This window comes from Romboutsia ilealis, from assembly GCF_900015215.1.
Lineage (GTDB): Bacteria > Bacillota > Clostridia > Peptostreptococcales > Peptostreptococcaceae > Romboutsia > Romboutsia ilealis.
Genome location: NZ_LN555523.1, coordinates 2422765 through 2435928 on the forward strand (window position 1 = coordinate 2422765; position 13164 = coordinate 2435928).

A 13164-nucleotide genomic window follows, 5' to 3' on the forward strand; every position below is an offset into this window, starting at 1 on the left:
ACGCCTATAAGGCTTTGTTTCTGGCTGTGCTACTCGCACACTGAACGGTTTGCCAACCGCATACTATTACTAACTGCACCTAAAGGTGCTTATTTTTTTGCTTTATTTACTGGCTCACCCGTAAACGGGTCAATATATTCCTTTAAACTCATTTGTTCATGAATTATATCCTCTTGTATTTGATTTTTTATATATTCTTCAATTGCCTTTTTATTTCTTCCAACTGTATCAACATAATACCCTTTACACCAAAACTGTCTATTTCCATATTTATACTTTAAATTTGCATGTCTATCAAATATCATCAGTGAACTTTTTCCTTTCAGATAACCCATAAATTGAGATACACTAAGTTTTGGTGGTATACTTACAAGCATGTGTATATGATCTTTACATGCATTTGCTTCATTTATCTCAACACCTTTATGATCACAAAGTTTTCTTAATATAACACCAATATCAGACTTTATTTTTCCATAAATAATCTGCCTTCTATACTTTGGTGCAAAAACTATATTATATTTACAATTCCATTTGCTATGTGCTAAACTATTATTGTCCATTATCGGACACACCTCCTTAAATTTTATAGTTTTGGTCGGCAAACCTACTATAATTTTATGGAGGTTTTTTTATTTCTACTCATAGCTAAAAGCTTTTTAGAACCACAGGTATAACCTGTGGTATTCCTAATACAAGAAAAAAGACTGAAAGTATATACTTTCAGTCTTTTTAATGTTGACGACAAATTTTAATTTATATGAATTAACCTATTTCAGATTAATCTATAAGCTTTATTATATTATACATAATTTCTTCAATATAGTAAATTTTTATTTATTATATTTTACTTTTGTCCAGTTTATTTTGTCCATATATTCTTTAACTAATTCATGAGACATATCTGGATGTATTGTTTCTTCTGTAGATATAGTTATTGTTGACATAGTTATTGCATATTTTACAGTATCTACTATATTTTTATTATTCATATATCCATTAGCTATACCTGCAACAAAAGAATCACCTGCACCTGTAACATTAACTACAGATACATCGTTGGCTTTTATTTTTCCTTCTTCTATACCATTATTATAGTATATTCCATCTGCATCTAATGTTATAAATACATTTTTTATGCCTAAATCTATAAAATATTTCCCTGCTTTTCTTAAATCTTCATCATCTTTAATTTTAAATCCGCACATTATTTCAGCTTCATATCTATTCGGCTTTATAGTATGGAAATATTTAATTAGATGCTTTATATTTTTTGCTTTAGCAGCTGATACTGGGTCTAATATAAATTTAGTATTTCCACTAAATGTTTTTATTATATATTCAACTATATCAGGTCTATCTGAATCTAGTATCATATATTCTGAGTTTTTTATTATTTCTGATTTTGAATCTATAAAATCTGTAGTAAACATATCTATTATCTTCATATCAACTACAGCAGATACCATTTCACCTTGCTCATCTAAAATAGCCATATAAGTAGGTGTATGCCCACCCTTAACTACTAAAGATTCACTCATATCGTACTTCATTATTTCAGAATGTTCCATCATTCTATTTCCAGTTTCATCATCACCTAGAATAGATATAAATTTAGTATTAACACCTACTCTTGCCATACATTCAGCGATATTTCTACAAACGCCTCCAAAAGAAGTCTTTACTTTACCAGGATTAGAATCATTGCATCTATAATTTCTATCTGTAAAACCACAAATATCAAAAACCGATACTCCAAAAACTAATGCATAAGGCTGTCCATTTTCCATCATCGTTGTCTACCCTCCCTAAGAATCACCTTCCTATTTTATCATATTCTTATTAGTTTTTTCTATATATTTTATACATTAATATTATTTATATATATTTTTACAAAAAAATTCGCTTTGCTCATGTCACCAGCGATGCCTCCTTGCTACCGCTACGGATGTATCCGTTGCTCAAAAAAAATAGGGAAAATTCCCTATTTTCTTTAATTAAAGTTCAATTTTGCTATTTCTACTGCCGATTTTGCATCTTTTGAATAATAATCAGCCCCCATATCTTTTGCATATTCTTCAGTAAGAACAGCTCCTCCTACAAATACTTTTGTATTTAATCCTTCTTTTCTTAGTGCATCTATAGTTTCTTTCATGCTATGAACGGTTGTAGTCATTAATGCACTCAACCCAACTAATTGTATGTTATTTTTCTTTGAGTGATTTACAACTTCTTCTATAGGTACATCTTTACCTAGATCAATTACTTCATATCCATAGTTTTCTAGCATTATCTTTACTATATTTTTACCTATGTCGTGAATATCTCCTTTTACAGTTGCTACTATTATTTTTCCTTTTGATACTATATTGGTATTATTCTTTGCTAAAGTCTCTTTTATAGTATTCAAAGAAACTTTTACAGTTTCTGCTGACTGTATTAATTGAGGCAAGAATATTTCACCTTTATCATATTTTTTTCCTACCATATCTAAAGATGGAATTAAAACTTCATCTAATACATAATTTTCATCGTACTCTTTCAAAAGATTTAATGTAGCATCTTTTGCATTTTCTTTTAAACCATGCTCTACTATGCTCTCTAAAGATAAATCATTTTTTCTATCATTAGTGGCTTTAATAATATTATTTTGCTTACAATCACTATACTTCTCTATGTATTTTACACAACCTTTATCTATATTGTTTATAACTTTAAATGCATTTATGGTTTCCATTATTCCCTCTTCATTAGGATTTATTATTGGTAAATCTAATCCTGCAGATAAAGCTAAATTTAAGTATGTATTATTTAAAGCCCTTCTATTTGGAACACCAAACGATATATTCGATACTCCTAATATAGTTTTTACCCCTAATTTTTCTTTTACCATCTTAATGCATTTTAGAGTTTCTAATGCTTCTTCTTGTTGAGCTGAAACTGTTAATGAAAGACAATCTATAAATATATCTTCTCTCTTTATTCCATAAGATAATGCCTTATTTACTATTTTTTCTGCAATTTTAAATCTACCTTCTGCTGTACTTGGTATACCTTTTTCATCTAAAGTAAGACCAACTATACATGCTCCATATTTTTTTACTATAGGCAATATAGCATTAAGTAATTCTTCTTTTCCATTTACAGAGTTTGCTATAGTTTTTCCATTATAATATCTTAAACCTTGCTCTAATGCCTCTATATTTGAAGAATCCACTTGTAATGGAACATCTATAACTGACTGTATTTCTTTTATAACTTTTGGCATCATCCTTTTTTCGTCTATATTGGGTAATCCTATATTAACATTTAAAATATCCGCTCCACCTTCTATTTGCTCTAATCCTAGATTTATTACGTAATCAAGATTTTCATTTATAAGAGACTCCTTTAGGAGCTTTCTACCTGTTGGGTTTATTCTTTCACCTATAACTGTTGGAGCTTTTATTTCTATAAATTTTGATGGAGAGCATACTACACAACTATTATTTTTTTCTATTTCTACTTTTTTTAGAATTGATATATTTTCTGAAATTTTCTTTATAAATTCTGGATTTGTTCCGCAACATCCACCTATTATAGATGCTCCTAATTGAGCAAATTTCTCAACCCCAATAAAAAATTCTTCAGCATCTACATTATATATTGCTTGACCATTAACTATTTCAGGAAGTCCTGCATTAGCTTGTACAATTATTGGAACCGTAGCCATTTTTGATATCTTTTCTACTATAGGCATTAGCTGTTTGGGTCCTAATGAACAATTTACTCCTATAGCATCTACACCTAATCCCTCTATAGTTGCAACCATACTTTCTGGCATACAACCAGTAAAGCTTCTTCCATTTTCATCAAAAGTCATAGTACAAAATACTGGTAAATTTGTATTTTCCTTTGCAGCTAAAACAGCTGCTTTAGCTTCATATAAATCCATCATAGTTTCTATAATTATTAAATTTGCACCTGATTTTTCTCCTTGTATAGCTTGCCTTTTAAATATTTCGTATGCTCTATCAAAACTTAAAGTACCTATTGGCTCTAACATTTCTCCTATAGGTCCTAAATCTAATGCTACAAATCTAGGTTTAGACTTATCAGATTTTTCTATAGCCATCTTAGCCATATTTACAGCATTATCTACGATTTCTTCAACTGTGTATCCTAGTTTATCTAACTTAAGTTCGTTAGCTCCAAATGTATTAGTTGTTATTACATTTGAACCTGCTTCTAAATATAATCTATGTATATCTATTAGTTTATCTGGATTTTTAAATCCAAATACTTCTGGATTCTCACCTATTTGTAATCCCTTTTGTTGAAGCATAGTCCCCATAGCACCATCAAATATCAGTATATTATTTTTTATGTATTCTCTTACATCCATAATTATCACCCTCTTTTTTATATTTGCAGGTATTATAGTTAGAACATTCTAAACACGATTTTTGTTTATACGTTTTTTTATTTTCTGTTATACCTATTATTGCAATAACTGATTTTCTAGGTATCATAATTTTATCTTTAGTTATAGTTAAACCTATTTTCTTCGATGTATTTAATAAATTTATAATATCTTCATTTATATGTATTGGTAAATCTCCATAGCCTGGACTATATCTATTAGTTATGTATTTGCCTTCTTTTCTTAATTTCTCTTCTATGTTACGTTGTAGTATATCACAAAATTCTTCTATTGCTGTGGTTGCACAAGCATCAATTATAATGCTTTTTGTAAGATTTGAGTATGAATTTATTTTGATTTGCTTTTCTATATCTATTCCTAAAGTAGTTGATAGTACAATGCATTGTCTACAACTATCTAATAGTTTACATAAATCTTTGCTTTTTATAGATATGTTACTATCTTTAAATTTTATTTGGTAGCTATTATCTATCTTCTCTTTTAATATAGAATAAACCCCCAAAGTATATCGAGGGTTTATTTTTTCTTTAGTTATTTTTATGCACTCATCTATTATGTAGTCTAATTTTTCATCTATATGTTGACCATTGTATTCTAAATATCTTAAAACTTCCTTTTTATCTATATCTATTGAATTAACAAAGTTTCTTTCCAATTTAATTAATCTCCATATATATTAAGAGAGAATCCCTTTTCTAGAACTTCTTTTGCATATTCTTTAGCACCAAATAAAGATAAATCCTTGTAGTTTCCACATTCTACTCTAGTAGCTGCTGGTATTTCAGTTGCTTCTAAAACCATTTTTAATGCTTTTTCTAATCCATCTTTAACTGTTTGTGATTCAACTTCTCCCCACATTATTAAATAAAATCCAGTTCTGCATCCCATTGGAGATAAATCAATTATATCATCTAAAGTTTCTCTTAAATAAGTAGCTAATAAATGCTCTAATCCGTGCATTGCTGCTGTTCCAAAAGCTTCTTCATTTGGTTGTAAAAATCTTAAATCAAATTTTGTAACCTTATCTCCTTTAGCCCCTTTAAGTTCACAACATTTTCTTATATAAGGAGCTTTTACTTTTGTATGATCTAGTTTAAAACTTTCTACTTTTTGCATTTTATTATCCTCCATAATTTATTTTATATTATACATAAATACTTATATATTTTCCTATTTCAAACAATACATCTACATATTATTCTATGTTTCACGTTTAACGAAAAATATAATTCATATAACTGTTTTTCAATATTTATATTTAATTCTATTTATTTTCATTGTTTCCTTTAAATAAGTTTGTTATAATGTTTTGAGTTATTTTTACTTACATTTTATATGGAGGACATAATATGACTATGCAAAAACTTCTTAGTAAGGCTCGTAAAGCTATACAAGATTTTGATATGATACAAAAAAATGATAAAATAGCCGTAGGTCTTTCTGGTGGAAAGGATAGTTTAACATTACTTCACATACTAAAAAACTATCAAAGATTTTCTCCTCAGAAATTTGAACTTATCGCTATAACTTTAAATCCTGGTGGAGTAGATAATTCTCCATTATATAAACTATGTAAGGATTTAGATATAGAATTTCATGAAGTGCAAACAGATATAAAAGAAATAGTTTTTGATATAAGAAAAGAAAAAAATCCATGCTCATTATGTGCTAATTTAAGAAGGGGTGCATTAAATGATACAGCTAAAAAATTAGGTTGTACTAAGGTTGCACTTGGACATCACAAAGATGATGCGATAGAAACATTTATAATGTCTTTATTCTATGAAGGAAGAGTAAATTGTTTTTCACCAAAAACATATCTAGATAAACAAGGCATAACAGTAATAAGACCTATGGTTTACATTGAAGAATATATGACTAAAAAAGCAACTAAAGAATTTAATTATCCAGTTATAGTTAACCCTTGTCCTGCTAATGGTAGTACAAAAAGACAAGATGTTAAAGAACTTTTAGCTCAATTAAATAGTACTATGCCTGGTGTTAAGAAAAACATATTTGGTGCTTTGAATAATAGTGAGAAGCTATTTATATGGGATAAGGATAAAATTAAATAATTTTATCCTTTTTTTATAAAAATTTATACATCTTTATTCTTAATTATAATTTATTATTATACATAGAAAAAATTCTATTAAAATTAATAGGATTTCTTACTCTATGCTGCTTTTTCACTTTTTAGTTCTATTTTATTAGATTTTACCTTCTCTATTTTAGCTATTACAGCGTCTACTATTAATCCATTTGCTATAACAGCTAACAATGAATATATACCTTTATCTAACCCAAATGTTACTCCACCACATACTACAACAAATAAATCTACTAATAATAATGATATTCCTATATTAAAGGTAGAGTATTTATTTAATATTTTAGCAAGTATATCAGTTCCTCCAGTAGAAGCATTAATAGCAAATGCTATCCCTAATCCTGTTGCTATTATTATAGTTCCAAACATTATTGCTAAAAGCATGTTAGTTGTTAATGCATACGAATGAAGTACTTTCTCCATAAAATCCATTACAAATGACAACATAAAACTAGCGTATATAGTTTTAAATCCAAAATCCCCGCCTATTAAAATAAACGATATAGCAAATAATATTATGTTTCCTATCATGATTATTGTTCCAACTGATAAACTAGGTATATAATGACTAATTACTAGAGCCATTCCACTTAAACCTCCACCGGCGATTTCATTCGGTGCATAAAAATATTGTATTCCAAAAGCAACTAGTACAACACCTAAAGTTAGTAAAGTATATTCTTTTGCTATATCAGCGAAATTATTTTTCTTCATATCCTTCTCTCCATATAATAACTATTTTAAATTTGCTTAATTATTATATTACTTTTTCTAAATTAAAACAATTAATTTGGAAACAATTACAATTTTTTATCACAACTTGTCATTCTTTATATCTAAACGCTCTATTCTATACCCAATTTCTTTATTCGCTAGTCTATAAGCTTCTTTTATCATTTCCTCTTCACTTTTATCTGTTCCTAGTAAATAATCTATTGTTATTTGATTTCTGTCTTCAAAATACTTTTCTAAAATACTTTTTTCTATATCATCTTGTGATGCTATAGAATAGTCATCTAATATATGTTTAACTATAAATCCATTGTCTACTAAAGCTCGTCCCACTAATATACTTCTATGACATCTAATTGGATCCTGCATAGCCCCTAAAAGTGCTATTCTATATCCTTTTTCACATCCAATTTTTAGTCGTTTTATTCCATTTTTAAAATCTTCCTCATATATAACTTTTTCAAAATCTGAATAACCCTCATTATTATATGACTCTTTATTTTCTCTCTTTGCAGCGAATTCCTTAGCCATATAAATATATACGAAACCTTCATTTATCAATGTCTGTCTTATTGTTTCTTTATTATATTGAACATTATATTTTGAATACGGAGTTCCTCTAATATCTACAACACAATTTATATTATAATATCTTAACATATCTATTAACTTCTCTACATTATAATTTGAATGTCCTATAGTAAATATTTCCATATATTTCTCCTTGTTTCTTATTATTCTATATTAGTATTATACCTTATACCATATTATATAAACTAAAAAACCATACCTTTAAAGGTACGGCTTTTTAATTTATATAATATTAGATTATGCTTTTTTAACAACTGAAGATTTTAACTTCATAGCTCCAAATCCATCTATCTTGCATTCTATATCGTGTCCATCTGCTGCATCAGGAACTAAACGTATGTTTTTTACTTTTGTTCCTATTTTTATAGACGATGATGCTCCTTTTACTTTAAGGTCTTTAACTACTGTTACAGAATCTCCATCATTTAATACATTTCCGTTTACATCTTTTATAACATTTTCTTCTTCATTGCTTGACTCTGGTGACCATTCATATGCACATTCTGGACAAACTAATAGACTTCCATCTTCATAAGTATATTCTGAATTACATTTTGGGCAATTTGGTAAGTTTTCCATATTTAATTTCCTCCATCTACTGTTGTTATTCCCCATACGTTGGGATTCTTATAGTTCTATATAATATCACATTCTTATAATATTGACAAACCTTGCGTTTATATGCGTTATTATAAATGATGTTAATCTAGTGTTTGATTATACAAAAAAATAGGATAGATCAAATTTGACCTATCCTATTTTTTTATATATTGATAAAACTTATTTTTGTGCGAACATTTTTTTTGCTTGTATTTGAGCATATAAATTTAATCCATATCCTACTACACCAACAACTATAAATAAGATACATGAAGCTATTAACCCTATTTTGCTTGATATAGTTGAGAATAATAATGGTGAAATTGAACAACCTAATGCATAAGACATACCTACTTTTGCCATTTTCATTGTTCCATCTTTTTGTCCAAATACATCTGCTGGCATAAATGCTGGTGCTGATGTTATCGTATATACAGTTAATCCTGAACATATAGGTACTAAGAATCCTATTGCACTTCCATTTGGCATAAATGCCATTATTAATAATGCTGCAATTGTAGATATTCCTGATATAACCATTGGAACAAATGATCCTAGTTTATCGAATAATTTACCACCTGCTACATTACCTATTAAACATGCTACTCCGAATATTGAACCTGCAACTCCTAATTTTGCTGGTTCAAATCCTTTTTGTCCTAATACTGGTATTGCTTGTGTTGACACTGAAACAACTGCGAAGCACATTAATGCACATCCTGCACAGAAAATCCAGAATATTGGATTTTTATCATTTTCTTTATCTGATAAACCATCAAATTTTGCTCTTGCTGGTTTTCCATTTGACTTATTAGATGATGTTGCTACTACAACTTCGTCTGATTTTGGGAATCTTATAAATAATAATGCTAGTGGCACACCTATTATTATAATAGCTGCTCCTAATGCTATATATGTTCCTCTCCATCCAAGGTTAGCTAATAAATTAACTGTTACTGGTTGTAAGAACACGTTACCTAATGATCCACCTGCTAATGCTATTCCTAATGCTGTACCTTTACCTTCGCCTGGGAACCAATGATCCATCATTATTGGTAATGATAAAACTGTGAATAATATTGTACCTATTTGTGTACAGATTGCACTTGCATTAAACATTATCGCATTTTGAGCAAGCCCGTATGATGCGAATCCTAAACCAGCTATTGTTAATCCTAGTACATAGATGTATTTAATTTTTAACTTATCATACACTTTAGCTATTGCTGGATTGAATAATGCTGGAAGTGTTCCTGAAAAGTATAATAATGTAAATCCTATCTCACTTACTACACCTGATTGAGATACTGGTGTTTGCATCTGACTTTGTAAGTTTTGAGCTATACAATATGGTATTGCTTGAATTAACACACAAATGAATACTATAAAATATCTTTTATTTCTTTTTACATTTGTAGTTTTTACGTCTGTAGCTTGTTGCATTTTATAATTCCTCCTTGTAAATGTTTTAATACTAAAAATGTCTATAAAGGCATAATTTAATTAGTTATTAAATTTATTTGTCTAATATGACTACTAACTACATTTAATTAGTCTACAACTATTTAATCTATAAGTAAAATTGATATTTCTTATTTATTATATTAATTTTTTTAATGATTTATTAAAAACTTATCTATTCAGAATTTAGATTTTATTTATCTTTGTTGAGATTTAACGATTTCGTGCTAAAACTAAAAATAAAGTAACGTTACTACCTAACACACTTTTATAATCTCTCTTCTTTTTGTCATTTAATCCATTTTCTCTTCAAATTCTAAAGAATATTAAGTAAATTATAAAAATTTTCATTCTGATTTAATAATGGTATTAGTTTAAATAATATTTATGCTAACATGACTAAACAAACGGCTATTTTAGTTAAATATTTAACTTTAAATTCCCTCTAAATTTAAAGTCGATGAAATATTCTATTCCTATATTTAGTTTCAAAATTCACTTCATCATTATTTTTTATTTCTATTCTATATCTATTGCCAAAACACTACTTAAATATATATATAATAACTCTAACTAACTATAATTCTGTACTTTTCATTAATGTTTTCTTAAAATTCATTTATTATATCCTTGATAAATTACCGCATAGATATCTACTCTTAACCCACTTAGTTTTTTATTATTTAATTTCTTAATTTAATTATATTTAGTAAATTATGTAGATTAAAATCTTTAATTGTAATAACTATTGTTATATTTTTATCATTTATGTTGTAAAAAATAGCCATACCAATCACTAATGGCATAGCTATTATTTTACTACTTTTTATTAACTTTTAGATAAATATCTATTAGCCCCTATCCCACTCTCACTTACAAGTCAACATACGGTTGTTACATTAATTTATAACTTTACTCTTGTAACATTACTGAACTTAATTTTTATTATTTGCACATTGTTCCGTATATGCTATCATAACACTAATTCACACCTCAATTAGTAGAGCTTATGTTCACCCTTGTAAATTACCATCTAAATCTTTAAGAAATAATATCAGTCGTCCAATTTAATCCTTGTAATTTAGTATCTATTAATCTGTATTCTTTTGAAAGTTTATCTATTTCCTTCTGTTGTTCAGCTACATTCACTGTACTTAAAATTTTTATTTCTTTATTTGAATATCTCTCAATTTTATTAGCAGATTCACTAATAAAGCTTCTTAAAATAGATAATTTCAATCCTAAGGTATCTCTTTTAGCTATAATATCTGAAATACTTTCATTACCTATATAAGTAGAACTATTAGTTTTATTTATTGATTTTATAATATTTTCAAGTTCAATAATGTTATCATTTAGTTCATTTAAAAGCATATTTGGCTCTTCCGATGGTGTATCTCCCTCTTGAACCTTAGCATTTTTTATCAATCTTTCTCTTAAATTTGCAATTCTTTTCTGTAGATCGGCTCTTAAATTTAAAGCTTCAGCTAATTTCATTTAGATCACCTTATTCTTAACAATTTTTTTGTTACTTACTATTTATATAAATACATTTTGCATATTTCTCATTTCAATTATACATAAATTTTACATATAGTCAACATCATCGTGCTGCTATATTTCAAGGTGGAGTCAACTCGTAAATAACGTCTTATTTATATTCTATTATATTAGTATATTCTTTAATTTTTCTATATCTGTATATGGAAAGAAACTCAAAATAGATGAAATCACAAATATAATATTTTTTATCATAAGTTGTCTAGTAAGAGCAACTTACCTTGTTTTTAATTTAATCATTTTGGGTATCATAAAATAAGCTACTTTAAAATTTTGAATTGAAAGAGGTGATTTTAATATGATAAGCATAATCGGATTAATTTTATCATTATCTTTGATAATATTCTTAGCCTACAAAGGGTATTCAACTATTATTACAGCTCCCTTAGTTGCCTTACTTACATTATTTTTAATAGGTGAAGATACTAATACACAGTTAATGGTTCATTATACTGAAGTATATATGGGTGGGTTTGCAAATTTCGTAAAGAACTACTTCCCTATTTTCTTAACAGGTGCAATATTTGCTAAATTAATGGAAGAAACTCTTTATGCTAAATCCATAGCAAATTTCATTACTAAAAATTTAGGTAAAAATAAAACTATATTAGCAGTAGTATTTGCTGGTGCACTTCTTACCTATGGAGGGGTTTCTTTATTTACAGTTGCCTTCGTATTATATCCTATTGCCAATGTTTTGTTTAAGGAATCTGATATTCCAAAGAGATTGATTCCAGGAACTATTGCTCTAGGGTCATTTACCTTTACAATGACAGCTCTTCCAGGTACTCCTGAAATACAAAATGTTATTCCTATGAGGTACTTTGGTACAGATACTTTTGCTGCACCCCTTATAGGAATTATAGCTAGTGTATTAATGCTATTACTTGGTATAGTTTGGCTTACATATCGCGTTAGAAAAGCACATGCGAATCTAGAAGGATATGGAAATCATCATATTGAAGATAACCCTAATGAAAATAAGAATATTCCAAGTATATTTTTAGCAGTAACACCTATATTAATTATATTTTTAAGTAATTTATTCTTTTCAAAAATATTTTACCAATTAATCGATGGCTCTTATTTGAGTAAATATAACTTATCACTAGATAATGTGTCTGGCACATGGAGTGTAATTATCTCTATAGTTATATCCACATTATTTATAATAATAACTAACTTTGGGAAATTTTCTAACTTAAATAAAGTTCTTAATGAAGGTATATCAAATTCCTTTTTACCACTGCTTAGTTCTAGTGCTATTGTTGGATATGGAAGTGTTATAAAATCATTACCTGTATTTATTGCTTTGCAATCAATGATATTAAATGTATCCTCTAATCCAATAATTTCAGAAGCTTTATCAGTGAACATAATTTGTGGCATTACAGCATCTGCCTCTGGAGGACTTACTATAACACTAGATGCTCTATCATCTACCTTTATAGCAATGAGTCAATCCCTTAATATTTCTCCTGAAATAATGCATAGAATAGCTGCTTTAGCTTCTGGTGGACTTGATACATTGCCTCATAATGGAGCAGTAATAACAACACTTGCTATTTGTAGCCTTACTCATAAGGATTCCTATAAAGATATTTTTATTACCTCTGTTGTTATACCTATATTAGTAACCGCATTGGTCGTTATTACTGCATCTATATTATATACTTAAGAGTAATTA

Annotated in this window: 12 protein-coding genes; 2 read left to right on the top strand and 10 right to left on the bottom strand. The window is 27.9% G+C overall.

All coding sequences use genetic code 11. From position 1 onward, the window contains the following. Window positions 1-89: 89 nt before the first annotated feature. From tnpA to CRIB_RS11475, 5 genes are all read right to left on the bottom strand, one after another. A complete protein-coding gene (gene tnpA, locus CRIB_RS11455; RefSeq protein WP_180702459.1) occupies window positions 90-563 on the bottom strand; it encodes an IS200/IS605 family transposase in 474 nt (157 codons plus the stop codon). Window positions 564-833: 270 nt separating this feature from the next. Continuing rightward, on the bottom strand, window positions 834-1793 hold the full coding sequence (locus CRIB_RS11460; protein WP_330404875.1) for a carbohydrate kinase family protein: 960 nt from the start codon (window positions 1791-1793) through the stop codon (window positions 834-836). Window positions 1794-1993: 200 nt separating this feature from the next. After that, the gene (locus tag CRIB_RS11465; protein ID WP_180702460.1) at window positions 1994-4384 is read right to left on the bottom strand and encodes a homocysteine S-methyltransferase family protein; all 2391 of its coding nucleotides are present in this window, start codon (window positions 4382-4384) and stop codon (window positions 1994-1996) included. Continuing rightward, a complete protein-coding gene (locus CRIB_RS11470) occupies window positions 4356-5078 on the bottom strand; it encodes a vitamin B12 dependent-methionine synthase activation domain-containing protein (RefSeq protein ID WP_180702461.1) in 723 nt (240 codons plus the stop codon). The genes CRIB_RS11465 and CRIB_RS11470 overlap by 29 nt, the downstream gene beginning before the upstream one ends. 5 nt (window positions 5079-5083) lie before the next feature. Next, a complete protein-coding gene (locus CRIB_RS11475) occupies window positions 5084-5539 on the bottom strand; it encodes an S-ribosylhomocysteine lyase (protein ID WP_180702462.1) in 456 nt (151 codons plus the stop codon). Window positions 5540-5772: 233 nt separating this feature from the next. On the opposite strand from CRIB_RS11475, the gene CRIB_RS11480 reads away from it, so the two are divergent. Continuing rightward, the gene (locus CRIB_RS11480) at window positions 5773-6498 is read left to right on the top strand and encodes a tRNA 2-thiocytidine biosynthesis TtcA family protein (protein WP_330404876.1); all 726 of its coding nucleotides are present in this window, start codon (window positions 5773-5775) and stop codon (window positions 6496-6498) included. A gap of 101 nt (window positions 6499-6599) precedes the next feature. Here CRIB_RS11480 and CRIB_RS11485 read toward each other — a convergent pair whose 3' ends face one another. From CRIB_RS11485 to CRIB_RS11505, 5 genes are all read right to left on the bottom strand, one after another. Further along, complete coding sequence (locus CRIB_RS11485) at window positions 6600-7247, bottom strand: YitT family protein (protein ID WP_180702463.1); 648 nt, start codon at window positions 7245-7247, stop codon at window positions 6600-6602. 99 nt (window positions 7248-7346) lie between these two features. Next, the gene (locus tag CRIB_RS11490; RefSeq protein WP_180702464.1) at window positions 7347-7979 is read right to left on the bottom strand and encodes a DUF488 domain-containing protein; all 633 of its coding nucleotides are present in this window, start codon (window positions 7977-7979) and stop codon (window positions 7347-7349) included. Between the two features lie 114 nt (window positions 7980-8093). After that, window positions 8094-8435 (bottom strand): zinc ribbon domain-containing protein YjdM, encoded by a 342-nt coding sequence (locus CRIB_RS11495; RefSeq protein WP_180702465.1) that lies wholly within the window; start codon window positions 8433-8435, stop codon window positions 8094-8096. A gap of 201 nt (window positions 8436-8636) precedes the next feature. Beyond that, window positions 8637-9899, bottom strand: coding sequence for an MFS transporter (locus tag CRIB_RS11500; RefSeq protein ID WP_180702466.1), 1263 nt, complete (start codon window positions 9897-9899; stop codon window positions 8637-8639). A gap of 1059 nt (window positions 9900-10958) precedes the next feature. Next, on the bottom strand, window positions 10959-11414 hold the full coding sequence (locus CRIB_RS11505) for a DIP1984 family protein (protein WP_180702467.1): 456 nt from the start codon (window positions 11412-11414) through the stop codon (window positions 10959-10961). 361 nt (window positions 11415-11775) lie between these two features. On the opposite strand from CRIB_RS11505, the gene CRIB_RS11510 reads away from it, so the two are divergent. After that, entirely contained in the window at window positions 11776-13155 is a 1380-nt protein-coding gene (locus tag CRIB_RS11510; protein ID WP_180702468.1) for a GntP family permease, read from the top strand. Window positions 13156-13164: the final 9 nt, after the last annotated feature.

Bases quoted from the DNA above. Each gene is read 5' to 3' on its own strand.
- tnpA (WP_180702459.1), bottom strand. From the start codon at position 563: ATGGACAATAATAGTTTAGCACATAGCAAATGGAATTGTAAATATAAT.
- CRIB_RS11460 (WP_330404875.1), bottom strand. From the start codon at position 1,793: ATGATGGAAAATGGACAGCCTTATGCATTAGTTTTTGGAGTATCGGTT.
- CRIB_RS11465 (WP_180702460.1), bottom strand. From the start codon at position 4,384: ATGGATGTAAGAGAATACATAAAAAATAATATACTGATATTTGATGGT.
- CRIB_RS11475 (WP_180702462.1), bottom strand. From the start codon at position 5,539: ATGCAAAAAGTAGAAAGTTTTAAACTAGATCATACAAAAGTAAAAGCT.
- CRIB_RS11480 (WP_330404876.1), top strand. From the start codon at position 5,773: ATGACTATGCAAAAACTTCTTAGTAAGGCTCGTAAAGCTATACAAGAT.
- CRIB_RS11485 (WP_180702463.1), bottom strand. From the start codon at position 7,247: ATGAAGAAAAATAATTTCGCTGATATAGCAAAAGAATATACTTTACTA.
- CRIB_RS11490 (WP_180702464.1), bottom strand. From the start codon at position 7,979: ATGGAAATATTTACTATAGGACATTCAAATTATAATGTAGAGAAGTTA.
- CRIB_RS11495 (WP_180702465.1), bottom strand. From the start codon at position 8,435: ATGGAAAACTTACCAAATTGCCCAAAATGTAATTCAGAATATACTTAT.
- CRIB_RS11500 (WP_180702466.1), bottom strand. From the start codon at position 9,899: ATGCAACAAGCTACAGACGTAAAAACTACAAATGTAAAAAGAAATAAA.
- CRIB_RS11505 (WP_180702467.1), bottom strand. From the start codon at position 11,414: ATGAAATTAGCTGAAGCTTTAAATTTAAGAGCCGATCTACAGAAAAGA.
- CRIB_RS11510 (WP_180702468.1), top strand. From the start codon at position 11,776: ATGATAAGCATAATCGGATTAATTTTATCATTATCTTTGATAATATTC.